Genomic DNA, 24,492 nt, shown 5'->3' on the forward strand with positions numbered 1-24,492 from the left:
GACTGCGGCTGAGACGCTATATACAATCGCCATATACATTTCCTTGGAGGTCACCATGTCCATCGGCACTGTTTTTGTCAACAACCGTACCCAGGCCGTTCGTCTGCCTTTGGACGTGCGTCTACCCGAGGGTGTCCAAAAGGTTGAGATACGCGTCAAAGGTAACGAGCGCGTCATCTCCCCCTTGGGCCAAACTTGGGACAGCTTCTTTCTGGGTGGCCCCACCGTGAGCGAAGACTTCCTGCCCGAGCGCGCTACCCAGCACCAGCCGGAGCGGGAGGCACTCTGATGCTGCGTTACCTGCTGGACACCAACATCGTCATCTACGTGTTGAAGCGGCGACCTGTCGAGGTGCTTTCCACTTTCAACGCCAACGCCAGCCGCATGGCCATTTCCTCCATTACCTTCGCCGAACTTTTGCACGGTGCGGAGAAAAGCAGCCGCGTGAGCGAGAACTTGGCCACTGTTGAAGATTTTTGCAGTCGCTTGGAAGTTCTGCCCTATGGCCCCAAGGCCGCGCAGCATTACGGAGCCATTCACGCCGCCTTGGAAAAACTCGGCCAACCTATCGGTGTGAACGACATGCACATTGCAGCGCACGCTCGCAGCGAAGGCTTGGTGCTGGTGACGAATAACATGGGGGAGTTCGCACGGGTGCCAGCTATGGAAGCAGAGAACTGGGTTCAAACAACGCAGTAATTGATGAGTTGTCGCGATAGTTGCGGCGGGCCAGCAGCCGACCTTTGGAGTGATTGCCACGCTGACAGCTTAAGGCTGATACCGTTCAGGCGATTAGCGGTTAAGCAGGCATTCAAAATGCGCGTTTACGTTGGCTCTGTGCGGCACGCATCAAATGCTGCAATGCGGAAATTTGCTGCTGCGTGTCCGCGAAGAGCAACATGTTAGCCCGCAGATGTACTTGCCGTGTACTTATGTCGGGCGCAACTGATCTGCTAACGAGCGAGTCTTCTCTGTAACCGTATTGCCTGTGTGAAGCGTGGTCTTCTTTTCAATGAGCATGATGAGGCACTCATGCTCTGCTAGAGGGTTGTGACGTACACCCTTGGGAACAACGAACATCTCGCCCTCCCCAATTTCAACAGTCCGATCCTCCATCTCGATTTTCAGATGTCCTTTGAGCACGAGAAACAGTTCATCCTCATTTTCATGGCTATGCCATGCCAAAGAACCGCTGACTTTGGCAACCTTGATGTACGAATCATCGACTTCTGCAATGACGCGCGGTGACCATAATTCAGTCAGAGATGCTGCGATTTGTTTTGGCGTTGTGGGCATAAAAAGACCTTGTTTGCGGTTTGGTGCTTCGCTTGAGGGATGGGTTAGTAGGGGGGGGATGCGCGTGACCTGTATGGGGCAACTGCATGTGAAAAATGTCGCCCTCATGCTTTCCCGCTGCACTCGTGGTCGGACTTCACATGCCACCATCGCGGGCGACGTGATACATAGGAGTGATACGTTGGCGCGAACTCCTTCAAGTGCGGTTTATCGAAAATGCCCGTGACCAATGCGACGGTTGGCTCGTCGTCAATTGCTCCAATGGTGCTGCCGCAGGTGCTGCAGAAGGCACGGCTGGAATACGAGGAAGACCGCCAGATTGAAGGGCTACCGCCTGGACCCACCCACTCGACGTTCTGTGCGGGGAACTCAACCCATGTAAGGGTAAGCGAACCAGAGTGGTTGCGGCAGCTTTCGCATGAGCATGTATGCGGCTTCCCAGGCTCGCCGGTTGCGCGGAATCTGATCGAGCCGCAAATGCAGCCGCCTTCGTATTGCTTGGTCTTCATTTCTAGACTGCGACAGAATGAATGGTGTTTGATTCGCCTAACGTAATGCACACCCCAAGGCGTGCGGGATATGTTGGGCTCTTCGAAAGAAACTGTACATGAAAACCATCTGAGAATGGCTTGCAGCCTTGTTTACGGCAGTCTTACCTGAAACTCATAAAGGCAAAAAATGCCTACAAGTCACACAGACACTCTTCAAGCAATTCTGACGACGAACAAGCCAGTTATTGGGATTTGGAACCCTCGTCGTAGGACCGCTATCGCTGAAATTCCGACGTCTATGGAACGGCTCAAATAAGCTGACTACGGCCATTTGTAGAGCTTCAATGCAGTCCTGAAATCGAGTCAGTTTTCTGTGCGACTTTGCCGTTAGGCGATCCTTAGAACGACGTCTTTTGCGCTGCATTCCTAGCCATGATGCTAACGAGCTCGCCATCCACCATGGACTGTTCCACTTCGTGCCACCCAAACCGTTCGTACAGTTTTTGTTGATCCGGGGTGTAGAGGAAGAGCGTATGAATGCCCAGATCAATGCTCCGCTGGATACATTCATTGGTCAGGGCAGAGCCAAGGCCTCGCCCTCTTAAGGTATTCAGTATGAACACCTCGCCAAGCCAATGCTCTTTGTCTTGGTGACCAGCAAGTTCAAAGAGTTTCACGCTCGCTGTACCAAGAAATTCGTTCATAGCGGACAACGCCACCAATGTGAATGGTGGCTGTTTCAATTGCGCACCCGCCAGTAATCGCGCTTCAATGATCGGGAGCGAAGCCCACGGTGGGAAGTCGCTCCATTCTTCGTGCAGGAGTTTCGCAATCTTTGCGATCAAATATGGATGGTCGGCCAAAGGCTCAATGCGCATGACTTTGTGTAGTCCGTCGAGAAGACGGATAGCAAGTGTGTAGAGGAACGAAGGGTCTAATGGTACCAAGCGTTTACTTGGCAGAAGACATGACTAAGCGATTTCAACAAACCGAAAAGCCTTGGGATAACGTAACGCTATGTTGATAGAACCCTGGATGTCTAGTTCCGCTGCAATGCCGACCTACACCATCAGCACCTCAAGATCAGCCACCTCAAATCGCCACCAACTGCTGAATATCCTTTTCCTTCATCTCACTGCCCGGCCCCCTGGCGATCACCTCGCCCCGCTCCATCACCAGATACTGGTCGGCCAGTTCTTCGGCAAAGTCGTAGTACTGCTCACACAGCAGCACCGCCATGCGCTGGCCTTGCAGGCCCACGTCGGCCAGTTGGCGGATCACGCGGCCGATGTCTTTGATGATGCTGGGCTGGATGCCCTCGGTGGGCTCGTCCAGAATCAGCAAACGCGGCTTGGCCGCCAGCGCTCGGGCAATGGCCAGTTGCTGTTGCTGACCGCCTGAGAGGTCACCGCCACGGCGGTGCAGCATTTGTTTGAGCACCGGAAACAGTTTAAACAACTCAGGCGGGATCGGGGTGCCGCCGGGCTGCGTGGCCAGGCCCATCAGCAGGTTGTCTTCGACCGTCAGGCGAGCAAAGATTTCTCGGCCTTGGGGCACATAGCCAATGCCTGCTGCGGCGCGTTCGTAAGGCTTGGCGAGTGTCAGATCTTGGCCGTTCAGGCTCACTGTGCCGCTTTTGATCGGCACCAAACCCATGAGCGATTTGAGCAAGGTGGTTTTGCCCACGCCATTGCGGCCCAGCAGTACGGTGACTTGGCCTTGTACGGCGCTCAAACTCACATCGCGCAGGATGTGGGAGCCGCCGTAGTACTGATGGATGTTTTGAACTTCAAGCATGTTTCACTCTTTGAGTAGGTCGGACCTTCAGGTCCGACACAAGGTTTATCGCTGCACATGTCGGAGCTGAAGCTCCGACCTACAAGAACCCGTGCCTGTCGTAGAGCACCACATCCCATCACCGCCCCAAATAAACCTCAATCACCCGCTCGTCGGCCTGCACCTGATCAAGTGTGCCCTGGGCCAGCACAGAGCCGTCGCACAGCACGGTGACGATGTCGGAGATGGTGCGGATGAAGCTCATGTCGTGCTCCACCACCATCAACGAGTGCTGGCCCTTGAGCGTCAAAAACAACTCGGCGGTGCGCTCGGTCTCGTGGTCGGTCATGCCAGCCACGGGCTCATCGAGCAGCAACAACTTGGGGTCTTGCATGAGCAGCATGCCGATCTCCAGCCACTGCTTTTGGCCGTGGCTGAGCACACCGGCCAGTGTGCTGACGCTGCCTGCCAAATGGATGGTGTGCACCACTTCGGCCAGGCGGTCTGACTGCGCCGAGTCGAGCTTGAAGAACATCGAGGCTTTCACGCCTTTGTGGGTCTTCAAGGCCAGCTCCAGGTTTTCAAACACCGTCAGGTGCTCGAACACCGTGGGTTTTTGGAACTTGCGGCCAATGCCCAATTGCGCGATCTCGGGTTCGTTGTGGCGCAGCAAGTCGATGGTGCTGCCAAAGAACACGCTGCCTTCGTCAGGACGGGTCTTGCCGGTGATGATGTCCATCATCGTGGTCTTGCCCGCGCCGTTGGGGCCAATGATGCAACGCAGCTCGCCGGGTGCGATGTCGAGCGACAGCTTGTTGATGGCCTTGAAGCCGTCAAAGCTCACGCTCACGTCTTCCAGATAAAGGATGCGGCCATGGGTCACATCCACTTCGTTGGCGTCTTGCACCACGCGGCCATAGCCTGCGCTGCGGCCGCCGGACTCGGTCGATTGGCTCACCAGCTTGGCGTGTTCGGCCACGCGCTGGGCCCCTTTTTGCAAGAGATCGGGCGTCATGCAGCACCGCCTTTTTTCATCAGTGTCTTGGCCTTGATCTTGGCGATCAGACCCACCACGCCTTGCGGCAAATACAAGGTCACCGCAATGAACAGCGCACCCAAAAAGTACAACCAGATTTCAGGGGCCGTGACCGTCAACCAGCTCTTGGCCCCGTTGACGAGAAATGCCCCCACAATCGGGCCGATCAAGGTGCCGCGACCTCCTACAGCGGCCCACACCGCGATCTCGATCGAGTTGGCAGCGCTCATCTCGCCCGGGTTGATGATGCCCACTTGCGGCACATACAATGCGCCAGCGATGCCACACATCACGGCCGAGATCACCCAGATGCTCAGCTTGTAAGGCAGTGGCGAATAACCCGAAAACATGACCCGCGTTTCGGCATCACGAATGGCCATCAGCACACGCCCATATTTGCTGCCCACCAACCAGCGCGAGAACAGATAAAAACCCAGCAGCGTCAAACCGGTGATCACAAACAGAACCATGCGCATGTTGGGTGTCGCGATGGGCAGGTCGAGAATGCGCTTGAAGTCGGTGAAGCCGTTATTGCCACCAAAGCCGGTTTCGTTGCGGAAAAACAGCAGCATCGCCGCGTAGGTCATGGCCTGGGTGATGATGGAGAAATACACCCCTTTGATGCGCGAGCGGAAAGCAAAATAGCCGAACACAAAGGCGATGAAACCGGGCACGAGCACCACCAGCAGCACGGTGGCGATGAAGCTGTCCGACAGCGTCCAGTGCCAAGGCAATTCTTTCCAATCCAGGAAGACCATGAAGTCGGGCAAGTTGCTTTTGTAGTTGCCGTCTTGCCCGATCTGGCGCATGAGGTACATGCCCATCACATAGCCGCCTAAAGCGAAGAACAATCCGTGGCCCAGCGACAAAATGCCGGTGTAGCCCCAAATCAGGTCCATGGCCAGGGCGCAGATGGCGTAGCACATGATCTTGCCGATCAGGGCGATGGCGTAATCACTCAAATGGAAAGAGCTGCCCGCAGGCACCAGAAGGTTGAGCACCGGGGCCAACACACCGACCACGATCAGCGCCAGCAAGAACACCGACCAGGCCTTGCGGGTGAGCAAAGGGGCGGCTTGGGGTAATGAGAATTTCGTCATGTTCATGCCCCTATTCACGCCTCGGCGCTGCGACCCTTCATCGCGAAGATGCCCTGCGGCCGCTTCTGGATGAAGATGATGATGAACACCAGCACACAAATTTTGGCCAATACGGCACCAGTCCAGCCTTCGAGTAACTTGTTGGCCAAACCCAGACCCAGTGCGGCATACACGGTACCGGCTAACTGGCCCACGCCGCCCAGCACCACCACCATGAACGAGTCCACGATGTAGCTTTGTCCCAGATCCGGCCCCACGTTGCCCACCTGGCTCAGGGCGCAACCGGCCAGCCCCGCAATGCCCGATCCCAATGCAAACGCATAGGTGTCGATGCGGGCGGTGTTGACGCCCATGCACGAGGCCACGGGGCGGTTTTGCGTGACGCCACGCACAAACAGACCCAGGCGCGTTTTGCCAATCAAAAGCGCCATCGCGATCAGCACAGCCGCAGCGAACACGATGATCAGCACCCGGTTCCAAGGCAATTGCAAATTGGGCAGCAATTGCAGCGAGCCGCTCATCCAGGCGGGGTTTTCCACACCCACGTTTTGCGCGCCAAACAGGCTGCGCACGCCTTGCATGAGCACCAAGCTGATGCCCCAGGTGGCCAGCAGCGTTTCCAGTGGACGGCCATACAAATGCTTGAGCACGGTGCGCTCCATCACGGCCCCCACCAAGGCCGAGGACATGAATGCTAAAGGCACCGCCGCCAGCAAATACCAGTCAAAAGCACCCGGCAAGTATTGGCGAAACGCCGCTTGCACCACGTAGGTGGCGTAGGCGCCGATCATCATCAGCTCGCCGTGCGCCATGTTGATCACGCCCATCAGGCCGTAGGTGATGGCCAGGCCCAGCGCCACCAGCAGCAAGATGGAGCCCAAACTGGCCCCTGTGAACAAGGTGCCCAAGCGCTCGCCCCAGCGCAGGCTTTGCTGCACAGCGGCCAATGAGGTCTCAATTTGTTTTTTGACCGAAGGGTCTTGTTCCTCGGCCAAGCGCTGGTTGAGCAAGAGCAACGTTTCGGGTTGCCGACTGGCCGCCAATTCCTGCGCAGCCATCAAGCGGTCATTGGGGCCCTCGCTGCTGAGCAAGGCAGCCGCAAGGGCTTGTCGCACCAAACTCTTAACGGTCTCGTCTGGCTCGGTGGACAGCGCTTTGTCGAGCAAGGGCGCACGGCTGGCGTCGGGCTCTTTGAGCAGCAACAAGGCGGCCAGGCGGCGCACCTTCACATCCGGGCTGAACAACTTGAGCGCTGCCAAGGCGGTGTCGAGTTCGCCCCGCAGGCGGTTGTTGAGCATCACGTCTTCGGCATCATCGGGCACGGGGACCGATTGGCCGGTGACCGGGTCTGTGCCCTGGCCATCGCGGACCATGATCACCTGGTTCTTGCTGATTTTGACAACATCGTCCGACAGCGCCTGCAGGTAAACCGCCGTTTTTTCATCGCCCTGAGCCACCGCTTTGGCCAAGGCTTCCACACGCGCATCGCTGTCTCCGATCGCCATGCCACGGGCCTCCTGAACCGTCAGGGCATGCGCAGCCGTCAGGCCCCACACGGTACTGACGATCAACGCGCCTTTCACCATCCATTTTTTCATTTTGATCATCTCTTGGTCGGACAAAGATCTGCCTCTTGGCTCTGGGCAGTGGCCTCTGCTACCGTTCATGTCGGGGCTAAAGCCACCGACCTACAAAAAGAATTCGACATCTGGAAAAAGGGAGGGACTGCGTCCTCCCTTTTTCAGAACGCTTTCAATCGATCACTTTTTGACAGGTTCGTCCGGCTTGACGTCGTTGCCAGGGATGTAAGGGCTCCAGGGCTTGGCTTTGACGGGGCCGGGTGTCTTCCACACCACGTTGAACTGGCCATCGGCCTTGATCTCGCCGATGAACACCGACTTGTGCAGGTGGTGGTTTTTCTCGTCCATCTTGCTGGTGATGCCGCTGGGCGCCTTGAAGGTCTGACCGGCCATGGCCGCGATCACTTTGTCGGTGTCGGTGGTCTTGGCTTTTTCAACCGCTTGCTTCCACATGTTGATACCGATGTACGTGGCTTCCATGGGGTCGTTGGTGAGAGGCTTGTCTTTGTGGCCAGGGATGTTTTTGGCCTTGGCGTAGGCTGCCCACTTTTTGGTGAACTCGTCGTTGGCAGGGTTCTTGATGCTCATGAAGTAGTTCCATGCCGCCAAGTGACCGACCAAGGGCTTGGTGTCCACGCCGCGCAGCTCTTCTTCACCCACCGAGAAGGCCACCACGGGCACGTCTTTGGCCTTCAGGCCAGCATTGCCCAGCTCTTTGTAGAAAGGCACGTTGGAGTCACCGTTGATGGTGGACACCACCGCGGTCTTGCCACCGGCAGAAAACTTCTTCACATCGGCCACGATGGTCTGGTAATCGCTGTGACCAAACGGGGTGTATTTTTCGTCGATGTCTTTGTCGGCCACGCCTTTGCTTTTCAGGTAAGCACGCAAGATTTTGTTGGTGGTGCGGGGGTACACATAGTCGGTGCCCAGCAAAACCCATCGCTTGGCAGCGCCGCCTTCTTTGCTCATCAGGTAATCGACAGCTGGGATGGCCTGCTGGTTGGGCGCAGCACCTGTGTAGAACACGTTTTTGCTGAGCTCTTCACCTTCGTACTGCACGGGGTAGAACAGCAGGCCGTTCATTTCTTCGACGACCGGCAGCACCGATTTGCGCGACACCGAAGTCCAGCAACCGAAGATGACCGAGACTTTGTCCTGGCCGAGCAGCTGTTTGGTTTTTTCAGCAAACAAAGGCCAGTTGGAAGCCGGGTCCACGATCACGGGCTCGAGCTTTTTGCCCAGCACGCCGCCCTTGGCATTGATCTCGTCGATGGCCATGAGCACAGTGTCTTTGAGCACCGTCTCGGAAATGGCCATGGTGCCTGACAGGCTGTGCAGCACGCCGACTTTGATGGTGTTGCCCGCTTGCGCTTGGGCTTGGTTTGCAAAACTCAGGCTTCCAGCCACAATGGCTGCAGCAGTCGCGAGGGCTTTGAGGTTGCCACGGCGGTTCATCATGTGATCACTCCAATCAGGTTAAGGATGTTTGAAAAAACAAGCGGAGACTTGCAACGCTGCTTCAACCCTTGCAAGCGCCGTGCCAAGTTTTCAAAAAGCCCAGATGCACCAGAAAATGTTCAAGCCCCTTCCCGGGAAAAACACGCACTCCCTATAAAGAGGCACGCTCTTTGCTACATTGACAACACTTCATCCATTCCTTTTCAAAGCACGCACCAAAATGGAACTCACCCCCCGAGAAAAAGACAAACTGCTGATCTTCACGGCGGCACTTTTGGCCGAGCGCCGCAAGGCACGGGGCCTGAAGCTCAACTACCCCGAATCCATCGCACTCATCAGCGCCGCCGTCATGGAAGGGGCACGCGACGGCAAGACCGTGGCCCAACTCATGAGCGAAGGTCGCACCGTGTTGACGCGTGCCGACGTCATGGATGGCATCGCTGAAATGATCCCCGACATCCAGGTCGAAGCGACTTTTCCGGACGGCACCAAATTGGTGACCGTGCACCAACCCATTGTCTAAACACACCCAGGAGCCGCCATGAAAAAATTTGCATTCACTTTGTCTTTGGCTTTCACACAGTTGGCCAACACCGCATGGGCGCACGATGGGCACGGCCTAGGCGGCACCCATTGGCACGCCACCGATGTGCTGGGTTTTATCGCCGCCGCCGCGGTGCTGGCGGTGGCTGTTTACTTCGGCAAGAAGTGAGCCCCGCATGACTCCCGGAGAACTTTTGATTGACCCCGGCCAGCACGCATTGAACGTGGGCCGCCGCACCTGCACCCTGGTGGTGCAAAACGCCAGTGACCGCCCGATTCAGGTGGGCTCGCATTACCACTTTGCCGAGACCAACGGCGGCCTGAGCTTTGACCGCGCTGCTGCGCGTGGCATGCGCTTGAACATTGCATCGGGTACAGCGGTGCGCTTTGAACCCGGCCAGCAGCGCACGGTGGAACTGGTCGACTATGCGGGTGACCGCGTGGTGTATGGCTTTCGCGGCTTAACGCAAGGGAAACTCTGACATGGCCCACATCGACAAACGCGCTTATGCCGAAATGTTCGGCCCCACAGTGGGTGACCGGGTTCGCCTGGCCGACACGGCTTTGGTCATCGAGGTCGAAAAGGACTTCACCCTGCAAGCGGGCGGCTACGGTGAAGAAGTCAAGTTCGGCGGCGGCAAGACCATCCGCGATGGCATGTCGCAATCACAAAGGACTAACGCCGAGGGCGCGATGGACTGCGTGCTCACCAACGCGCTCATCATCGACCACTGGGGCATCGTCAAAGCCGACATCGGTCTGCGCGGCAACCGCATTGCCGCCATTGGCAAGGCGGGCAACCCTGACACACAGCCGGGGGTGGACATCATCATCGGACCCGGCACAGAGATCATCAGCTGCGAAGGCCTGATCGTCACCGCTGGCGGCATCGACTCACACATCCACTTCATCGCGCCCCAGCAGATTGCCGAGGCCCTGGCCAGCGGTGTGACCACCATGCTGGGTGGCGGCACGGGCCCGGCCACCGGCACCTTTGCCACCACCTGCACACCCGGGCCCTTCAACATCGAGCGCATGATGCAAGCGGCCGATGCTTTTGCGATGAACATTGGTTTTCTGGGCAAGGGCAACGCCAGCTTGCCTGCCGCGCTGCACGAGCAAATCAATGCGGGTGCGATTGGCCTCAAGCTCCACGAAGACTGGGGCACCACGCCTGCGGCCATCGACAACTGCCTGAGCGTGGCCGAAGAAACCGACACGCAAGTGGCCATCCACACCGACACGCTCAACGAATCGGGCTTTGTGGAAGACACCGTGGCCGCCTTCAAGGGCCGCACCATCCACACCTTCCACACCGAAGGCGCAGGCGGTGGGCACGCGCCCGACATCTTGAAAGTGGTGGGCGAAGCCAATGTGCTGCCGTCTTCGACCAACCCCACACGCCCCTACACCATCAACACACTCGACGAGCATGTGGACATGCTCATGGTCTGCCACCATCTGGACCCGGCGATTGCCGAGGACCTGGCCTTTGCCGAAAGCCGCATCCGCAAGGAAACGATTGCGGCCGAAGACATCCTGCACGACCTGGGCGCCATCAGCATGATGAGCAGCGACAGCCAAGCCATGGGGCGGGTGGGCGAAGTCATCATCCGCACCTGGCAGACCGCGCACAAAATGAAGCAGCAGCGCGGCAGCCTGCCCGGCGACACCGACCGCCACGACAACGCCCGCGTGAAACGCTACATCGCCAAATACACCATCAACCCCGCCATCGCACACGGCATCAGCCATGAAGTGGGCAGCATTGAGGTGGGCAAGTGGGCCGATCTGGTGATCTGGAAGCCGGCCTTCTTTGGTGTCAAACCCGCCCTCATCATGAAAGGCGGCTTCATCGCGCTGGCCGCCATGGGCGACCCCAACGCGTCCATCCCTACACCACAACCGGTGCACTACCGCCCCATGTTTGGCAGCTTTGGCGGTGCGCTGTCACGCGGCTCGCTGACCTTTGTCTCGCAAGCGGGTTGGCAGGCGGGCGTGGGTGCACGTTATGGCCTGCAAAAAACCTTGTCGGCCGTGAAAAACATCCGCAAGGTGGGTAAGCGCGACATGATCCACAATGACTACGCGCCCCGCATGGAAGTCGATGCACAGACCTATGCGGTGCGTGCCGACGGCCAACTGCTGGTGTGCGAACCGGCCACCAGCCTGCCCATGACACAACGCTACTTTTTGTTCTGAAAGAAACTCTATGCAGGAGCCCACCCCGTGGGCGATGGGCGTGGCACACGCCCCACAAAACCATCACCCACAGGGGTGGGCTCCTGCAAAACCAAGACCCATGACCTCGCTCATCCATTGCTCCAAACTCATGCCCCAAGGCCGAGGCCTCGCCCGCGTACTGATCCAACGTGCCACCACCATCACCCTGGACTGGGACACCCGCCAAAAAAGCCGCTTTGATGCCACCGACAGCCAAGGCCGCGCTCTGGGCGTGTTTTTGCCCCGTGGCACCGTGGTGCGCGGCGGTGATGTGTTGGTGGCCGAAGACGGCTCGCTGGTGCGGGTAGAGGCCGCGCCGCAAGCCGTGCTGCGCATCACTGCTTGCTCAGAACACGGCTCGCCCTTTGACCTGACCCGCGCCGCCTATCACTTGGGCAACCGCCATGTGCCGATTGAGCTGCAACCCGACCACCTGAAGATCGAGCCCGACCATGTGCTGGCCGACATGCTGCGCGCCATGCACATGACGGTGATCGAGGTGTCTGAATCCTTTGAGCCCGAAAACGGTGCCTATGGAGACCATGGCGGGTCCTCACACGGGCATGGGCATGATCATGGTCACAGTCACGAACAGGGTCATACGGGTCATGCACACGCTGCCCACGCCGAGCCCCATGTGCACGGTCCCGACTGCCAGCACGAACATGCGGCCCCGGCAGCAACACCGCCAGCAGGCAAGCGCATCGCCATCCCGGTCCGCGCCGCGCCTGCTGAACCGCACGTACATGGCCCCGGCTGCGGTCATGGGCACTGAGACCGCGCCCTCGGCCCTGCTGCAACTGATCTGGCTCGCCTCGCCTGCGCTGCCGATTGGTGGCTTCTCGTATTCCGAAGGGCTGGAAGCCGCCATCGATCAAGGCCTGGTGCACAACGAAGCCAGCGCCACCGATTGGGTGGTGGACCAGCTGCACCTGACGCAGTCGCGTGGCGACATGGCTGTGGTGGCGCAGGCCATTCCGGCTTGGCAGCGCATGGACACGCAACGCCTGAAAGCGCTGAACGACTGGGTGATGGCCACCCGCGAAACCGCTGAAATGCGCTTGCAAGCCGAGCAGATGGGCCGCTCCTTGCTCGACTGGCTGCGCAACCTGCAGCAAGCCAGCGACGCACAATTGCAATGCTGCGCCCAACTGCCCCCCACTTACCCGCTGGCCATGGCGCTGGCTTTGTCTCTGGCGCAAGCGCCACTCGACCAAGCCCTTCAAGCGGTCGCCTTTGGCTGGGCCGAAAACATGACCCAGGCCGCGCTCAAGGCCGTGCCCCTGGGCCAAAGCGCCGGGCAGCGCATGCTGGCGCGGCTGGCCCGCGAAATTCCGCAGGCGGTGCAAACCGCCTTGCACCTGAACGATGAAGACCGCCAAGCCTTCAGCCCCATGCTGGCCATCTTGTCGTCCCGCCACGAAACCCAATACTCCCGGATCTTCCGCTCATGACTTCAGCACTGCACCACATCCCCCACCGTACCAAAAAACTGCCACCCCTGCGCGTGGGCATTGGCGGGCCTGTGGGCTCCGGCAAAACCACACTGCTGGAGATGCTGTGCAAAAACATGCGCGAGCGCTGGGACCTGATCGCCATCACCAACGACATCTACACCAAGGAAGACCAGCGCTTGCTCACGGTGAGCGGCGCGTTGCCAGCGGAACGCATCATGGGCGTAGAAACCGGCGGCTGCCCCCACACCGCCATCCGCGAAGACGCCTCGATCAACCTCGAAGCGATCGACCGCATGCTCGAGAAGTTTCCCAATGCCGATGTGGTGTTCATCGAAAGCGGTGGCGACAACCTGGCCGCCACCTTCAGCCCGGAACTCTCCGACCTGACGATTTACGTGATCGACGTGGCCGCAGGCGAAAAGATTCCCCGCAAAGGCGGGCCCGGCATCACCAAGAGCGATTTGTTTGTCATCAACAAGACCGACCTGGCCCCGCATGTGGGGGCCGATTTGCAAGTCATGCGCGACGACACCCAGCGCATGCGCCCCAACCCCGAAACCCGCCCCTGGGTGATGACCAACCTGAAAACCTTGGACGGCCTGGCCGAAGTGGTGGCCTTCATCGAAAAGCGCGGCATGCTGAGTTTTTGATTCGGCCCCGTGAAGAATTCAAAGGATTGGCTGTTGTAGGTCGGTGGCTTCAGCCCCGACATGCAGCCTCAGTCGCAGCCAGTCATGTCGGGGCTGAAGCCACCGACCTACGGGGTTCAAACATCAGCGTACCGCATCAATAAAACAGCCTCCTCAGCTCAATGGCCACCATCGGCCATGAAGGACTGAAAAGCGGTGATCGAATCCACATGGGTTTGCCCCTCCAAATCCAACAATTGCGCCCAGACCTGCTCCATGTCGGTACCCGCCACCGACGGGGTCTCCACCGGCCAGGATCTGGCATAACGCCCCCCACCCGCCACCAGCACCTGGCCGTTGATGGTGCACTCGGGACTGAGCAACCAGGCCGCTGCTGGGGCCAGCGCTTCGGGGGCCAGCACATCCGCCCAAGCAGGCGGCAAATGCGATGCGGTCATTTGCGAATGCGCATAGGGCGACAAGGCATTGCAATGGATGCCGTGCTTGACGCCCTCGAGCGCCAGCGAGCGCATCAGGGATTCGATCGCCCCTTTGGAGGCGGCATAAGCCGTCAAGCCGTGGTTGCCAAATCGGCCAGCACTCGACGTGCTGACCAGGGCGCGGCCATAGCGCTGGGCACGGAACACGGGCCAGGCCGCGTGCAACAAGGACAAGGTGCTGACCACGCCCGAGTCGATGATGGTTCTGAGTTCATTCAGGCTCAGGGTATGGAAGGCCGCCTGCTGGGCCACGGCCGCATTGGCGTACACCATGTCCAGGCGACCCCATGCGTTCATGGCCTGCTCGACCATGCGAACGCCTGCATCGGGGTCGAGCGCATCGTCATGGTTGGCAAGCGCTTGCCCGCCTTGCGCGCGGATCATGGCCACCACCTGTGCGGCACTGGTCTGCTCATCCAGCTCTCCCGGATGACGCCGGTTGTTGACCAGCACCTTGGCCCCACGGCTGGCCAATTGCAGGCTGACCGCCCGGCCGATGCCTTTGCCCGCGCCGGTCACGATGACCACACGCCCTGTCAATGCGTTGGAGGTGGGGGTGGCTTGGCTTGCTTGGTTCATGAAATCTCCTCTTGCGAAAACCGGGCGCATCAGGGACTGGCACAAGGCCTGCCCGTGAAACCAAACTGGATTGAATGCGGGAAGTGCGCGATTAAGTAGTCACCTACGTTACTACCCATCCGCTCAAGCCCCATTGCTTTCCTTGCTGAACTGACTTAACCTGAGTTCATTAGAGACAGTAATCAACTTGGGGACGAGATGACCATCGACATTGTGAACACCCTCACCAGCGACTTGGAACCGGGCGACCACCCCTATCTTCAGGGCGCTTGGACACCCTTGCTCGAAGAAGTCAACGCGACCGACCTGAAGGTTCTGGAAGGCACGATTCCGCTGGACATCGATGGCGTCTATTTGCGCAACACCGAAAACCCGGTCTTGCAAGCCAAGGGCAAGTACCACCCCTTCGATGGCGATGGCATGCTGCACATGGCCGCTTTCAAAAATGGCAAGGTCAGCTACCGCAACCGCTTCATCCAAACCAAGGGCCTGCAAGCCGAACTCGAAGCCGGGCGCGCCCTGTGGGCAGGCCTGATGGAAGACCCTGCCTTGTCCGAGCGCGCAGGCTGGGGCGCTCACGGCAGCCTCAAGGATTCGTCGAGCACCGATGTGGTGGTGCATGCCGGACGCGCCTTGACCACGTTTTACCAATGCGGCGAAGGCTACCGTGTCGATCCGATGAACCTGACGCACGAAGGCATCCCGCCCTGGTCGCCGCTCGACGGCATTTCTGCGCATTGCAAGGTGGACGAAAGCAATGGTGAGTTGCTGTTTTTCAACTACTCCAAACACGCGCCCTACATGCACTACGGCGTGGTCGACAAGCACGACAAGCTGGTGCATTACGTGCCCATTCCCTTGCCAGGCCCGCGCTTGCCGCACGACATGGCTTACACCGAAAACTACGCCATCCTCAACGACTTTCCTCTGTACTGGGACCCCGAGTTGCTGAAACAAGGCAAGCATGTGGTGCGCTTTTTCAAAGACACGCCCTCACGCATTGCCATCATTCCACGGCGCGGCCAGCCCCAAGACATCGTCTGGTTTGAAGCCGCCCCCACCTTTGTGCTGCACTGGCTCAATGCCTACGAAGAGGGCGACGAGATCGTGCTCGACGGCTATTTCCAGGACAACCCCATGCCGCGCAATTACGAAGGCGCGCCCGCGGGTTACGAACGCATGATGTCGTATCTGGATCAGAAAAAAATGGGCTGCCACCTGCACCGCTGGCGCTTCAACCTGAAAACCGGCAAGACCACGGAAAAGCGTCTGGACGAGCGCATTCTGGAGTTCGGCATGTTCAACCAGCGCTACGCCACAAAGCCTTACCGTTACGCCTACAGCGCCGTACAAGTGCCCGGCTGGTTCTTGTTTCATGGCTATGTCAAACACGACTTGCAAACCGGCGACTCCTGGGAAATCCGCTTGCCCGAAGGCCAATACGCCAGCGAAGCACCCTTTGCCCCGCGCGTGAATGCGAAGGACGAAGACGACGGTTACCTGGTGAGCTTCATCACCAACGAAAAAACCCAGCGCTCGGAAATCATCCTGATCGACTCCAAGAAGTTTGAAGCCGGCCCAGTCTGCCGCATCGAGTTGCCGCACAAACTGTGCAGCGGCACGCATGCCTGCTGGGCCAGCGGGGCTGATTTGGAAAGTGGCGGCTTGCTGTCCGGCCAGCCACGCTCAAGCTGACCACCGCCGACACAAAACCCTCTCATTTTTTGCCGTCACCCCTTACACGCTCGGAGAACACCATGGGACTTGAAACACTGGTTGATGTACCCCCTTACCTCATTGACAACCCCAACCTCCAAGGCGGTTTTGCGCCAATCAAGGAAGAGTTGGTCGTCAGTGATTTTGAGGTGATTGGTGAGATTCCCAAAGACTTCAGCGGCATGTACGTGCGCAACGGACCCGTTCCGCAGTTCACCCCCAAGGGCAAATACCACTGGTACGACGGCGATGGCATGTTGCATGCCGTCCATTTCCGCAACGGCCAGGTCACTTACCGCAACCGCTGGGTCGACACCGAAGGCTTGCAGGCCGATCAGGCCGCCGGAGAAAGCCTCCGGCCAGGGCTCAAGCAGCGCTTGCCCGAGGGCGTCTTGCCAGACGACGCCCTGAAAAACACCTCCAACACCGATGTGAAATACCACAACGGCAAATTGCTCTCCATGTGGTACCGGGGCGGCGCGGTTTACCAAGTGGACCCCTTGTCGCTGGAGACCGTGGGCAAGCTCGAATCGGATCCACGACTGAAGGGTTTGCAAATTTCCGCGCACTCCCGCGTGGATGAACGCACGGGCGAGTACATGTTTTTTGCCTATGGCAACAAACACCCTTACATGCATTACGGCGCAATGAGCGCCAACGGCGAGTTGCAAACCCTGATTCCCGTTGAATTGCCGGGCCCCCGTTTGCCGCATGACATGGCCATCACGGCCAACTACAGCATCCTGCATGACTTCCCGTTGATCAACAACCCCGAGGCCTTGAAGGCGGGTCGTTACAGCCTGGAATTCCACCCCGAATGGAAGTCGCGTTTTGCCGTCGTCCCACGCCACGGCAGCGCACAAGACATCCGCTGGTTTGAAGCCGACCCTCGCTACATGCTGCATGTGGCCAACGCTTGGGAAGAAGTCAACGACAAGGGCGAAACCGAAATCGTGATGCTGGGCACGCCCTACACCATGCCCAAGCAGTTTGACGGCAGCCTGGATGTCAAGCGCTTGCTGTTCACCATTGGCACCCAAGGCACCGATTACGAGTTCTACCAATGGCGTTTCAACCTGGCCACAGGCAAGACCCGCGAAAGCGTGGTGGACGACATCCTGAACACCGAGTTCCCGATGATCAACGCCTGGTACCAAGGCCACAAAAACCGCTACACCTACCATGTGCTGATGGGCCGTGCGCGCACCGTGGAGCAACCCCACTTTGCAGGTTTGGCCAAGTACGACCTGGAAACCGGCAGCGCGGTGACTTACCACCCCGGCGAAGGTTACTGGTTCAGTGAGGCACCTTTTGCCCCGCGTGACAACCCGCAGGCAGAAGACGATGGCTACCTGATCGGCTTTGTCTGGAACGGCCTGGAAGACCGCTCGGAAGTTTGGATCATCGATGCACAACACGTGGGCAATGGGCCGGTGGCTCGGGTCATCTTGCCGCAGCGCGTGCCCCATGGCTTTCACAGCACCTGGGTGCGTGAATCCCTCTTGCCCACCGCTTGATGGCATGGCGCAGCAGATGAACACAGCTGTCAAACCCCCCACGGCGCAAGACCTGCACGGCGTTTGGACCTTGGTGCGCTGGGAAATCACCTACGACGATGGTCGCCCCACCACCTACCCCTTTGGCCCGGATGCCACCGGCCTGATCCAGTACACACACGACGGCGGCATGGCCGCTTGCATTGCCCGCGCAGGCCGTGTGCCCTTGTCCAGCGCCAGCGTGCGCAGCGCGCCTGAGGCCGAACGCCTGGCCGCGTTTGAGAGTTTCTTTCAGTACGCCGGGCGTTATGAAGTGCGTCAACACGAAGGCCGGGCCCAAGTGGTTCACCACGTCAGCCATGCGCTGAACCCCAATTTTGTGGGCAGCGACCAAATTCGCAACATGGACTTTGCAGCCGATGGCACGCTGACCCTGTCGGCATCCGACCCGGTGCCCGGCAGCACCACCTTGCGCCACCACCGACTGATCTGGAGACGTTGATGACCCTCTTCGAAAAGCACCAAGCCCGCTTTGAGCAGGCCCAGCAAGCCTGTGCCACGCGCCACTGCTGGAGTCCTTACCCGGAAATGCCCGACAAGTACCCCGAGGCTGCGCATGCCAAAAGCGCTGGCCTTGCCGCTTTCGAACAGCACCTGAAAAACGGCCGGTTTGAACTGGACCAACCCGGCATCACGAACTGGATCGGCGAAGAAATATCGCCTTACACCCAGCAAGCGCTGGGTGTGGTCTACCCGCAATCGGACATCAACACCCTGTTCGACGCGGCCGAAAAAGCGATGGACAGCTGGGCACAAGCGCCTTACACGCAGCGCATCGGCGTGCTGATGGAAGTGCTCGAAGTTTTGTACCGTGACCACCTGTTTGAGGTCTTGCACGCAGTCATGCACACCGCAGGGCAAAGCTACAACATGGCCTATGCCGGCTCGGGCGTGAACGCGCTCGACCGCAGCATTGAAGCCTTGGTGTATTCCGAACAAGCCATGCGTTCGGTGGCCCCTTCGGCACACTGGTCCAGGCGCTTTGGCAGCTCTGAGATCCACTTGCAAAAGACCTACCGCCTGGTGCCCCGTGGCACGGCCGTGTGTTTTTCCTGCGCGAGTTTTCCCACCTGGAACGCCTGGCCCTCCATGATGGCGAGCTTGGCCACCGGCAACCCGGTGATCCTCAAACCCCACCCGGCCACCGTGTTGCCCATGGCCATCACGGTCAAGGCCTTTCGCCAGGTGCTGCAGGCGGCAGGCTTTGACCCCAACCTGGTGACCCTGGCCATCGACACGACCAGCGAGCCGATTGGCAAAGTGCTGATCAAACACCCCAAAACGGCCATCGTGGACTTCACCGGCAGTGTGCGTTTTGGCCAATGGGTGGAACAAAACGCCCACCCCGCATTGGCCTTCACCGAAACAGCCGGTTGCAACACCGTGGTGCTGGAATCGGCGCAAGACCTGGACGCGGCTTTGCGCAATCTGGCCACCACCATGTGCCTGTTCAGCGCGCAAATGTGCACCAGCCCGCAAAACATCTACATCCCCCAGTCGGGCGTGAACACACCGACAGGCACGGTGCCCTTCCACGAGGTCGCCCAACGGCTGGCCACGGCCGTGCAGGCCCTGACCTCGGACCCGAAAAAAGCGTCCATGATTTTGGCCACCATCCAGTCGCCACAAACCTTGGCTTTGCTGCAAGAGCTGCAAGCGCAAGGACAGCAGCGTGGCCAGGTGTTGCTGTCACCCCAGCCCTACACACACCCTGAATTTCCGGACGCCCGCACCAGCACGCCACTCATGCTGCAGGTCAGCACGCGCGAGCGTGACCTGTACGCCGAAGAGCGTTTCGGCCCGATCAGTTTTGTCATCGCGTGCGAGGACGCACAAGACGCGCTGAAACAAGCCACGCAAGACGCCCGCAGCCAAGGCGGTTTGACCGCATTTTTGTATTCCACGCGCGAAGACTTCATCGCCCAAGCCGAGGCCGCCTATGCCCGCGCAGGCGCGCAGCTGACCATCAACCTGGTGGGGGCGATGCCTTTGAACTTTGCAGCGGCTTACAGCGATTACCACGTCACGGGCCTGAACCCGGCAGGCAATGCGACGCTGACCAACTTGGCATTTGTGGCCGGTCGGTTTGGCATTGTGCAGTCGCGCCGCCCGGTCACACCAGAAAGTGGCTCCACCCCATGACCCACCCGCGCCTGCCCCTGCGACTGCCGGTGTTTGCTGCGCCGATGTTTTTGATCTCGGGCCCCGAGATGGTCATGGCCGCTTGCAAGGCGGGCATTGTGGGGGCCTTTCCCACCCCCAATGCACGGCCTATTGAAAAACTCGATGAGTGGATGAAAACCATCACCGAAGGCTTGGCGGCTGCCCGTGATGTGCAAGGTGCAGACACCGTGGGCCCTTGGTGCGCCAACCTCGTCACCCACTCGTCCAACACCCGCCTGGCACAAGACCTGGAGTTGATTGCCCGCTACAAACCGCCCGTGGTGGTCACGGCCTTGGGCAGCCCCAAACCCGCCATCGAGGTGGTGCAGGGCTATGGCGGCCGGGTGTTCGCCGACGTCATCAACCTGACGCTGGCCCAAAAAGCCGTCAAGGCCGGGGCCGATGGCCTGGCTTGCGTCTCGGCGGGTGCAGGTGGCCACACCGGCTTTTTGTCACCATTTGCGTTTGTCAGCGCCATCCGCGAGTTCTTCGATGGCGAGGTGGTTTTGGGCGGCGGCATCAGCGACGGCTGGGGCATTGCTGGGGCCATCGCAGCAGGGGCTGATTATGTGTACATGGGCACGCGCTTCATTCCTGCCCTTGAGAGCATGGCGCCCGAGGCCTACAAACAAATGGTCGTTGACAGCACGGTGGACGACCTGATCGTGAGCGCCGGGGTGACCGGCACCTCGGCCAGTTGGCTCAAGCCCTCGCTGCGACTGAACGGCCTGGACCCGGACAACATGCCCGACGCGCCTTCGCGCCAATACGACAGCAGCGCTTCCTTTGCGGGCAAGAAGTGGCTGGACGTTTGGGCCGCAGGGCAGGGCCTGGGCACCATCCACCAAACCGCCCCCATGGCCAGCATCGTCGATCAGTTGTCCCTCGAATACACCACCGCCATGCAGCGCTTGCAAGCCCTGCCCTACCCCCAAAGGAGTTTCCAATGAGCGCACCCGTTTACATTTTGGGCGGCTACCAGTCCGACTTCGCCAAGTCCTGGTCACGCCAGGGTCAGGACATCTCTGACATGGTGCAAGAAGCCACGCAAGGCGTGCTGGACCATGCTGGCCTCGACACCTCGGCCATCGAGAGCATCCATGTGGGCAATGCCTTTGGTGAACTGCAACGCCAGCAAGCCCATCTGGGCTCCATGGTGGCGCAAATGACCCCCGAACTCTGGGGTGTGCCGGCCATGCGTCATGAAGGTGCCTGCGCTTCTTCGTCTCTGGGTGTGTTGGCGGCCATGGCCGAAATCGAAGCGGGCCGTTACGACTGTGTGCTGGTGATGGGCGTCGAGGAATTCAAAAACACCCCTGGCAATGTGGCCTCGGTCAACCAGAATGCTGCCGCCTGGCAGGGGCACGAAGACATTGATTGCACGTACATGTGGCCCGCCGCTTTTGGCCTATTGGCACAAGAATACGAACGCCGCTACGGTCTGGACCGCAAGCACCTGAACCGCATTGCCGAAATCAACTACGGCAACGCCAAGCGCAACCCCCTGGCGCAAACCCGCGCTTGGCAATTCGATGCCCTGAGCTTCACCGATGATGACCAAGCCAATCCCATCATCGAGCCTGGCACACGCCGCCAGGACTGCGGCCAGATCACCGATGGGGCCTGCGCTGTGGTGTTGGCTTCCGCCCGTTTTGCCCAGGCCTATGCCCAAAAACGCGGCCATGGCCTGGACCAACTCGCCCGCATCGCTGGCTGGGGCCATCGCAACGCGGGTCTGCGCCTGCGCGACAAGATCGAACGCAGCCAAGGCCAGACTTTTATTTTTCCGCATGTGCGGCAAACCATCGAAGACGCCTGGCGTCGTGCAGGTGTGTCGGGCATTGACGCGATGAGCGGCATTGAAACCCACGACTGCTTCACCACCACCGAGTACATGGCCATTGACCACCTGGGCCTGACGGCCCCCGGCCAAAGCTGGCAAGCGGTCGAAGACGGCACGATTGCCCCAGGGGGACGCTGCCCCGTGAACATGAGTGGCGGTCTGATTGGCTGTGGCCACCCGGTGGGGGCTACCGGCACACGCATGCTGTGGGATGCCACGCGCCAAGTCACCGGCCAAGCCCAGGCCTGTCAGATTGAAGGCGCCAAGCGCATCCAAACCTTGAACATCGGTGGCTCTTGCGCCACCGTGGTGAGTTTTGTGGTGGAGGCTGGACAAGCATGATCCATTCTTTATGGCTACAGCACGGTCAAATCCTTTTGGTGGTTTGGGCCTTGCTCGCCGCCGTGTGGCTTTGGGCCATGCCGCGCGAAAACATCCGCTGGATTGACCGGGCCTACCCTGTGCTGCCCTTGGGCGTGGTGGCCGTGGCGGCCAGCGGCCAACTGGCCCCGGATTTTTTGGCTGATTTTTTACAGTTAGGCCTTTGGCTGTGGATCTGGCTGACCGTGGTGTGGGTCATCAGCCTGATCAAACGCGATGCCAGCATCATGGACATCGCCTACGGCCTGCTGTTGTTGGCCGCACCCTGGTGGCTTTACCAGCATTTGGGGGCTGACGGGCAGGCATCGCATCTGCTTTTGCTGGCCATGGCCACGGTGGGTTTCGGCCGTTATTCGCTCTACATTCTGTGGCGCAATCTGCCGCACGGTGAAGACCCCCGCTATGCCCGCTGGCGTCAGCGCTCAGGCGCACGCTTTTGGTGGTGGAGTTATTTCCAGGTCTTTTTGCTGCAAGGCGTGGTGGTCTGGGTGTGGGCCATTCCCTTGTTGTTTGGCATGACCTCTCCTGGCCCCATTGGCTTTTGGCATGTGGCGGGTGCCTTGGTCTGGTTGGTTGGTTTTGTGTTCGAAGCCGGTGCGGACTGGCAGCTGACCCGGTTCAAGCGCCTGCGCACAGACAAGTCTCAATTGCTCAACACGGGCTTTTGGGCCCTGACGCGCCATCCCAACTATTTTGGTCAGACCTGCATGTGGTGGGGCTACAGCGTGTTCGCGCTGTCCCATCCTTGGGGCTGGCTGTCGGTGGTCCCAGCGGCTTACGTGACCTGGTTCATGAACAAAGGATCAGCCACCTCGCTCATGGAACGCCACATGGCGAAAAGCAAACCCGGCTACGCCGCCTATTGCGCCAATGTGCCGGCATTTTTTCCGCGCCTCCCGGCCAAGACATCTCAACTCAAGGACACAGCATGAGCCAAGCTCTCATCATCGAAGCCCTGCGCACCCCCCGGGGGCGAGGCAATGACAAAGGCGCGCTGCGCAGCCTCAAACCCGTGGATTTGCTGGCCCAGCAACTCAAGGCACTGGCCCAGCAAACCGGCATCGATACGGCGCAGGTGAGTGACGCCATCATCGGCTGCGTCACGCAAACGGCCGATCAAGGTGCCAACATCGGCAAACTCGCCCTGGTGCGGGCAGGCTGGAGCGACCAGGTGCCCGGCCTGAGCATCAACCGCTATTGCGCCTCGGGCCTGAGCGCTGTTCATTTGGCTGCACAGCAGGCCATGGACAACGACAGCTTGGCTGTGGGGGGTGGTGTGGAGATGATGTCGCGCGTGCCCATGGCCTCTGACCAGGGCCCCCTGACGCACGACTTCGAATTCCAGCAACAGACCATGCTGGTGCCCATCGGCATTTCAGCCGACACCATTGCCACGATGGAAGGTTTTGACCGCGCCCAATGTGATGCCTACGCCCTGGCTTCTCAGCAACGTGCCGTGGCCGCCCTGCAGCAAGGCCGCTACAAGTCCGTGACACCCGTACACGGTGCCGATGGCGCTGTGCTGCTGGCTCAAGATGAAACGCCCAGGGCGCAGACCACACTCGAGACTCTCGGTCAATTGACGCCCGCATTCGCGGCCATGGCCGAGAAATACGGCATCGACAAGCTCATGTGCCAACGCTATGGCCTGGGTCACGTTAACCATGTGCAGCACGCCGGCAACTCCCCCACCATGGCCGATGGGGCCTCGGCCGTTTTGCTCGCCAGCCCTGCTGCTGCAAAGCGTATGGGGCTGAAAGCGCGAGCACGCATCCTGGCCACCGCCACCGTGAGCGTGGACCGCACCTTGGCGCTGACAGGGGCGGTGCAAGCCACCGAAAAGGCCCTGGCCCTGGCGGGCCTGACCGTGCAGGACATCGACCTGTTCGAAGTCAATGAAGCTTTTGCCTCGCTCATGCTGCACTACATGAAGCACCTGAACGTGCCACACGACAAGCTCAACGTGAATGGTGGTGCCATTGCCCTGGGCCATGCCATGGGCTCGACCGGCAGCGCCTTGGTGGGCATGGCGCTGGACGAGTTGGAAGCTAGGCAAGCGCGCCGTGCCGTGATCAGCCTGTGCGGTGCCGCAGGCCTGGCTGTGGCCATGGTGATTGAGCGCGTCTGATCGCCCTCACCTGCACCCTCACTCGCACACCAGT

Annotated in this window: 26 protein-coding genes; 17 read left to right on the forward strand and 9 right to left on the reverse strand. The window is 59.6% G+C overall.

Features of this window, described 5'->3' with window-relative positions:
* Window positions 1-55: 55 nt before the first annotated feature.
* Together vapB and vapC are read left to right on the forward strand one after the other, a co-directional pair.
* The gene (gene vapB / locus H663_RS27445; RefSeq protein WP_053171589.1) at window positions 56-289 is read left to right on the forward strand and encodes a type II toxin-antitoxin system VapB family antitoxin; all 234 of its coding nucleotides are present in this window, start codon (window positions 56-58) and stop codon (window positions 287-289) included.
* Window positions 289-699: a type II toxin-antitoxin system tRNA(fMet)-specific endonuclease VapC gene (vapC, locus tag H663_RS27450; RefSeq protein ID WP_053170587.1), complete on the forward strand. Its 411-nt coding sequence runs from the start codon at window positions 289-291 to the stop codon at window positions 697-699. Before vapB ends, vapC begins: the two co-directional genes overlap by 1 nt.
* Window positions 700-930: 231 nt before the next feature.
* On the opposite strand, the gene H663_RS27455 is transcribed toward vapC, so the two are convergent.
* The 8 genes from H663_RS27455 to urtA form a co-directional block, all read right to left on the reverse strand.
* Window positions 931-1,296, reverse strand: a complete 366-nt coding sequence (locus H663_RS27455; protein ID WP_053170590.1) for a cupin domain-containing protein — start codon at window positions 1,294-1,296, stop codon at window positions 931-933.
* 104 nt (window positions 1,297-1,400) lie between these two features.
* The gene (locus tag H663_RS27460) at window positions 1,401-1,805 is read right to left on the reverse strand and encodes a GFA family protein (RefSeq protein WP_083451074.1); all 405 of its coding nucleotides are present in this window, start codon (window positions 1,803-1,805) and stop codon (window positions 1,401-1,403) included.
* 380 nt (window positions 1,806-2,185) lie between these two features.
* Complete coding sequence (locus H663_RS27465) at window positions 2,186-2,665, reverse strand: GNAT family N-acetyltransferase (protein ID WP_133239980.1); 480 nt, start codon at window positions 2,663-2,665, stop codon at window positions 2,186-2,188.
* 214 nt (window positions 2,666-2,879) lie between these two features.
* Window positions 2,880-3,584 (reverse strand): urea ABC transporter ATP-binding subunit UrtE, encoded by a 705-nt coding sequence (gene urtE / locus H663_RS27470; RefSeq protein WP_053170596.1) that lies wholly within the window; start codon window positions 3,582-3,584, stop codon window positions 2,880-2,882.
* 118 nt (window positions 3,585-3,702) lie between these two features.
* Window positions 3,703-4,578, reverse strand: coding sequence for an urea ABC transporter ATP-binding protein UrtD (urtD, locus tag H663_RS27475; RefSeq protein ID WP_053170599.1), 876 nt, complete (start codon window positions 4,576-4,578; stop codon window positions 3,703-3,705).
* Window positions 4,575-5,699 (reverse strand): urea ABC transporter permease subunit UrtC, encoded by a 1,125-nt coding sequence (gene urtC, locus H663_RS27480; RefSeq protein WP_053171590.1) that lies wholly within the window; start codon window positions 5,697-5,699, stop codon window positions 4,575-4,577. The genes urtD and urtC overlap by 4 nt, the downstream gene beginning before the upstream one ends.
* Window positions 5,700-5,713: 14 nt before the next feature.
* Window positions 5,714-7,297, reverse strand: a complete 1,584-nt coding sequence (gene urtB / locus H663_RS27485) for an urea ABC transporter permease subunit UrtB (RefSeq protein WP_053171591.1) — start codon at window positions 7,295-7,297, stop codon at window positions 5,714-5,716.
* A 162-nt stretch (window positions 7,298-7,459) separates the two neighbouring features.
* Entirely contained in the window at window positions 7,460-8,737 is a 1,278-nt protein-coding gene (gene urtA / locus H663_RS27490; RefSeq protein WP_053171592.1) for an urea ABC transporter substrate-binding protein, read from the reverse strand.
* A gap of 223 nt (window positions 8,738-8,960) precedes the next feature.
* Between urtA and H663_RS27495 the strand changes: the two genes are divergently transcribed.
* From H663_RS27495 to ureG, 7 genes are all read left to right on the forward strand, one after another.
* Window positions 8,961-9,263 carry an urease subunit gamma gene (locus tag H663_RS27495; RefSeq protein WP_053170602.1) on the forward strand — a complete coding sequence of 101 codons (303 nt, stop codon included), beginning with the start codon at window positions 8,961-8,963 and terminating at the stop codon, window positions 9,261-9,263.
* A gap of 18 nt (window positions 9,264-9,281) precedes the next feature.
* A complete protein-coding gene (locus H663_RS41570) occupies window positions 9,282-9,452 on the forward strand; it encodes a hypothetical protein (protein ID WP_165803877.1) in 171 nt (56 codons plus the stop codon).
* A gap of 7 nt (window positions 9,453-9,459) precedes the next feature.
* Window positions 9,460-9,765 carry an urease subunit beta gene (locus H663_RS27500; RefSeq protein WP_053170605.1) on the forward strand — a complete coding sequence of 102 codons (306 nt, stop codon included), beginning with the start codon at window positions 9,460-9,462 and terminating at the stop codon, window positions 9,763-9,765.
* A 1-nt stretch (window position 9,766) separates the two neighbouring features.
* Window positions 9,767-11,485, forward strand: coding sequence for an urease subunit alpha (ureC, locus tag H663_RS27505; RefSeq protein ID WP_053170608.1), 1,719 nt, complete (start codon window positions 9,767-9,769; stop codon window positions 11,483-11,485).
* Between the two features lie 100 nt (window positions 11,486-11,585).
* Window positions 11,586-12,281 carry an urease accessory protein UreE gene (gene ureE, locus H663_RS27510; protein WP_205872691.1) on the forward strand — a complete coding sequence of 232 codons (696 nt, stop codon included), beginning with the start codon at window positions 11,586-11,588 and terminating at the stop codon, window positions 12,279-12,281.
* Complete coding sequence (locus H663_RS27515) at window positions 12,271-12,960, forward strand: urease accessory protein UreF (RefSeq protein WP_053171596.1); 690 nt, start codon at window positions 12,271-12,273, stop codon at window positions 12,958-12,960. Before ureE ends, H663_RS27515 begins: the two co-directional genes overlap by 11 nt.
* Complete coding sequence (ureG, locus tag H663_RS27520) at window positions 12,957-13,613, forward strand: urease accessory protein UreG (RefSeq protein WP_053170611.1); 657 nt, start codon at window positions 12,957-12,959, stop codon at window positions 13,611-13,613. Before H663_RS27515 ends, ureG begins: the two co-directional genes overlap by 4 nt.
* Before the next feature lie 158 nt (window positions 13,614-13,771).
* Here ureG and H663_RS27525 read toward each other — a convergent pair whose 3' ends face one another.
* Window positions 13,772-14,671 (reverse strand): SDR family NAD(P)-dependent oxidoreductase, encoded by a 900-nt coding sequence (locus tag H663_RS27525; protein WP_053170615.1) that lies wholly within the window; start codon window positions 14,669-14,671, stop codon window positions 13,772-13,774.
* Between the two features lie 198 nt (window positions 14,672-14,869).
* Here H663_RS27525 and H663_RS27530 point away from each other — a divergent pair, with 198 nt between their 5' ends.
* From H663_RS27530 to H663_RS27565, 8 genes are all read left to right on the forward strand, one after another.
* Window positions 14,870-16,366, forward strand: coding sequence for a carotenoid oxygenase family protein (locus H663_RS27530; protein WP_053170618.1), 1,497 nt, complete (start codon window positions 14,870-14,872; stop codon window positions 16,364-16,366).
* A gap of 62 nt (window positions 16,367-16,428) precedes the next feature.
* A complete protein-coding gene (locus H663_RS27535) occupies window positions 16,429-17,904 on the forward strand; it encodes a carotenoid oxygenase family protein (RefSeq protein WP_053170621.1) in 1,476 nt (491 codons plus the stop codon).
* A gap of 16 nt (window positions 17,905-17,920) precedes the next feature.
* Complete coding sequence (locus tag H663_RS27540) at window positions 17,921-18,385, forward strand: lipocalin-like domain-containing protein (RefSeq protein ID WP_053171598.1); 465 nt, start codon at window positions 17,921-17,923, stop codon at window positions 18,383-18,385.
* Complete coding sequence (paaN, locus tag H663_RS27545) at window positions 18,385-20,085, forward strand: phenylacetic acid degradation protein PaaN (RefSeq protein ID WP_083451077.1); 1,701 nt, start codon at window positions 18,385-18,387, stop codon at window positions 20,083-20,085. The genes H663_RS27540 and paaN overlap by 1 nt, the downstream gene beginning before the upstream one ends.
* Window positions 20,082-21,056, forward strand: coding sequence for an NAD(P)H-dependent flavin oxidoreductase (locus H663_RS27550; RefSeq protein WP_053170624.1), 975 nt, complete (start codon window positions 20,082-20,084; stop codon window positions 21,054-21,056). The genes paaN and H663_RS27550 overlap by 4 nt, the downstream gene beginning before the upstream one ends.
* Window positions 21,053-22,291 (forward strand): acetyl-CoA acetyltransferase, encoded by a 1,239-nt coding sequence (locus tag H663_RS27555; RefSeq protein ID WP_053170627.1) that lies wholly within the window; start codon window positions 21,053-21,055, stop codon window positions 22,289-22,291. The genes H663_RS27550 and H663_RS27555 overlap by 4 nt, the downstream gene beginning before the upstream one ends.
* On the forward strand, window positions 22,288-23,262 hold the full coding sequence (locus tag H663_RS27560) for a DUF1295 domain-containing protein (protein WP_053170630.1): 975 nt from the start codon (window positions 22,288-22,290) through the stop codon (window positions 23,260-23,262). The genes H663_RS27555 and H663_RS27560 overlap by 4 nt, the downstream gene beginning before the upstream one ends.
* Window positions 23,259-24,458, forward strand: coding sequence for an acetyl-CoA C-acyltransferase (locus H663_RS27565; protein ID WP_053170633.1), 1,200 nt, complete (start codon window positions 23,259-23,261; stop codon window positions 24,456-24,458). Before H663_RS27560 ends, H663_RS27565 begins: the two co-directional genes overlap by 4 nt.
* Window positions 24,459-24,492 lie beyond the last annotated feature (34 nt).

The organism is Limnohabitans planktonicus II-D5 (assembly GCF_001270065.2).
Classification (GTDB): Bacteria; Pseudomonadota; Gammaproteobacteria; order Burkholderiales; family Burkholderiaceae_C; genus Limnohabitans_A; species Limnohabitans_A planktonicus.

Bases quoted from the DNA above. Each gene is read 5' to 3' on its own strand.
- vapB (WP_053171589.1), top strand. From the start codon at position 56: ATGTCCATCGGCACTGTTTTTGTCAACAACCGTACCCAGGCCGTTCGT.
- vapC (WP_053170587.1), top strand. From the start codon at position 289: ATGCTGCGTTACCTGCTGGACACCAACATCGTCATCTACGTGTTGAAG.
- H663_RS27455 (WP_053170590.1), bottom strand. From the start codon at position 1,296: ATGCCCACAACGCCAAAACAAATCGCAGCATCTCTGACTGAATTATGG.
- H663_RS27460 (WP_083451074.1), bottom strand. From the start codon at position 1,805: ATGAAGACCAAGCAATACGAAGGCGGCTGCATTTGCGGCTCGATCAGA.
- H663_RS27465 (WP_133239980.1), bottom strand. From the start codon at position 2,665: ATGCGCATTGAGCCTTTGGCCGACCATCCATATTTGATCGCAAAGATT.
- urtE (WP_053170596.1), bottom strand. From the start codon at position 3,584: ATGCTTGAAGTTCAAAACATCCATCAGTACTACGGCGGCTCCCACATC.
- urtD (WP_053170599.1), bottom strand. From the start codon at position 4,578: ATGACGCCCGATCTCTTGCAAAAAGGGGCCCAGCGCGTGGCCGAACAC.
- urtC (WP_053171590.1), bottom strand. From the start codon at position 5,699: ATGACGAAATTCTCATTACCCCAAGCCGCCCCTTTGCTCACCCGCAAG.
- urtB (WP_053171591.1), bottom strand. From the start codon at position 7,297: ATGAAAAAATGGATGGTGAAAGGCGCGTTGATCGTCAGTACCGTGTGG.
- urtA (WP_053171592.1), bottom strand. From the start codon at position 8,737: ATGAACCGCCGTGGCAACCTCAAAGCCCTCGCGACTGCTGCAGCCATT.
- H663_RS27495 (WP_053170602.1), top strand. From the start codon at position 8,961: ATGGAACTCACCCCCCGAGAAAAAGACAAACTGCTGATCTTCACGGCG.
- H663_RS41570 (WP_165803877.1), top strand. From the start codon at position 9,282: ATGAAAAAATTTGCATTCACTTTGTCTTTGGCTTTCACACAGTTGGCC.
- H663_RS27500 (WP_053170605.1), top strand. From the start codon at position 9,460: ATGACTCCCGGAGAACTTTTGATTGACCCCGGCCAGCACGCATTGAAC.
- ureC (WP_053170608.1), top strand. From the start codon at position 9,767: ATGGCCCACATCGACAAACGCGCTTATGCCGAAATGTTCGGCCCCACA.
- ureE (WP_205872691.1), top strand. From the start codon at position 11,586: ATGACCTCGCTCATCCATTGCTCCAAACTCATGCCCCAAGGCCGAGGC.
- H663_RS27515 (WP_053171596.1), top strand. From the start codon at position 12,271: ATGGGCACTGAGACCGCGCCCTCGGCCCTGCTGCAACTGATCTGGCTC.
- ureG (WP_053170611.1), top strand. From the start codon at position 12,957: ATGACTTCAGCACTGCACCACATCCCCCACCGTACCAAAAAACTGCCA.
- H663_RS27525 (WP_053170615.1), bottom strand. From the start codon at position 14,671: ATGAACCAAGCAAGCCAAGCCACCCCCACCTCCAACGCATTGACAGGG.
- H663_RS27530 (WP_053170618.1), top strand. From the start codon at position 14,870: ATGACCATCGACATTGTGAACACCCTCACCAGCGACTTGGAACCGGGC.
- H663_RS27535 (WP_053170621.1), top strand. From the start codon at position 16,429: ATGGGACTTGAAACACTGGTTGATGTACCCCCTTACCTCATTGACAAC.
- H663_RS27540 (WP_053171598.1), top strand. From the start codon at position 17,921: ATGAACACAGCTGTCAAACCCCCCACGGCGCAAGACCTGCACGGCGTT.
- paaN (WP_083451077.1), top strand. From the start codon at position 18,385: ATGACCCTCTTCGAAAAGCACCAAGCCCGCTTTGAGCAGGCCCAGCAA.
- H663_RS27550 (WP_053170624.1), top strand. From the start codon at position 20,082: ATGACCCACCCGCGCCTGCCCCTGCGACTGCCGGTGTTTGCTGCGCCG.
- H663_RS27555 (WP_053170627.1), top strand. From the start codon at position 21,053: ATGAGCGCACCCGTTTACATTTTGGGCGGCTACCAGTCCGACTTCGCC.
- H663_RS27560 (WP_053170630.1), top strand. From the start codon at position 22,288: ATGATCCATTCTTTATGGCTACAGCACGGTCAAATCCTTTTGGTGGTT.
- H663_RS27565 (WP_053170633.1), top strand. From the start codon at position 23,259: ATGAGCCAAGCTCTCATCATCGAAGCCCTGCGCACCCCCCGGGGGCGA.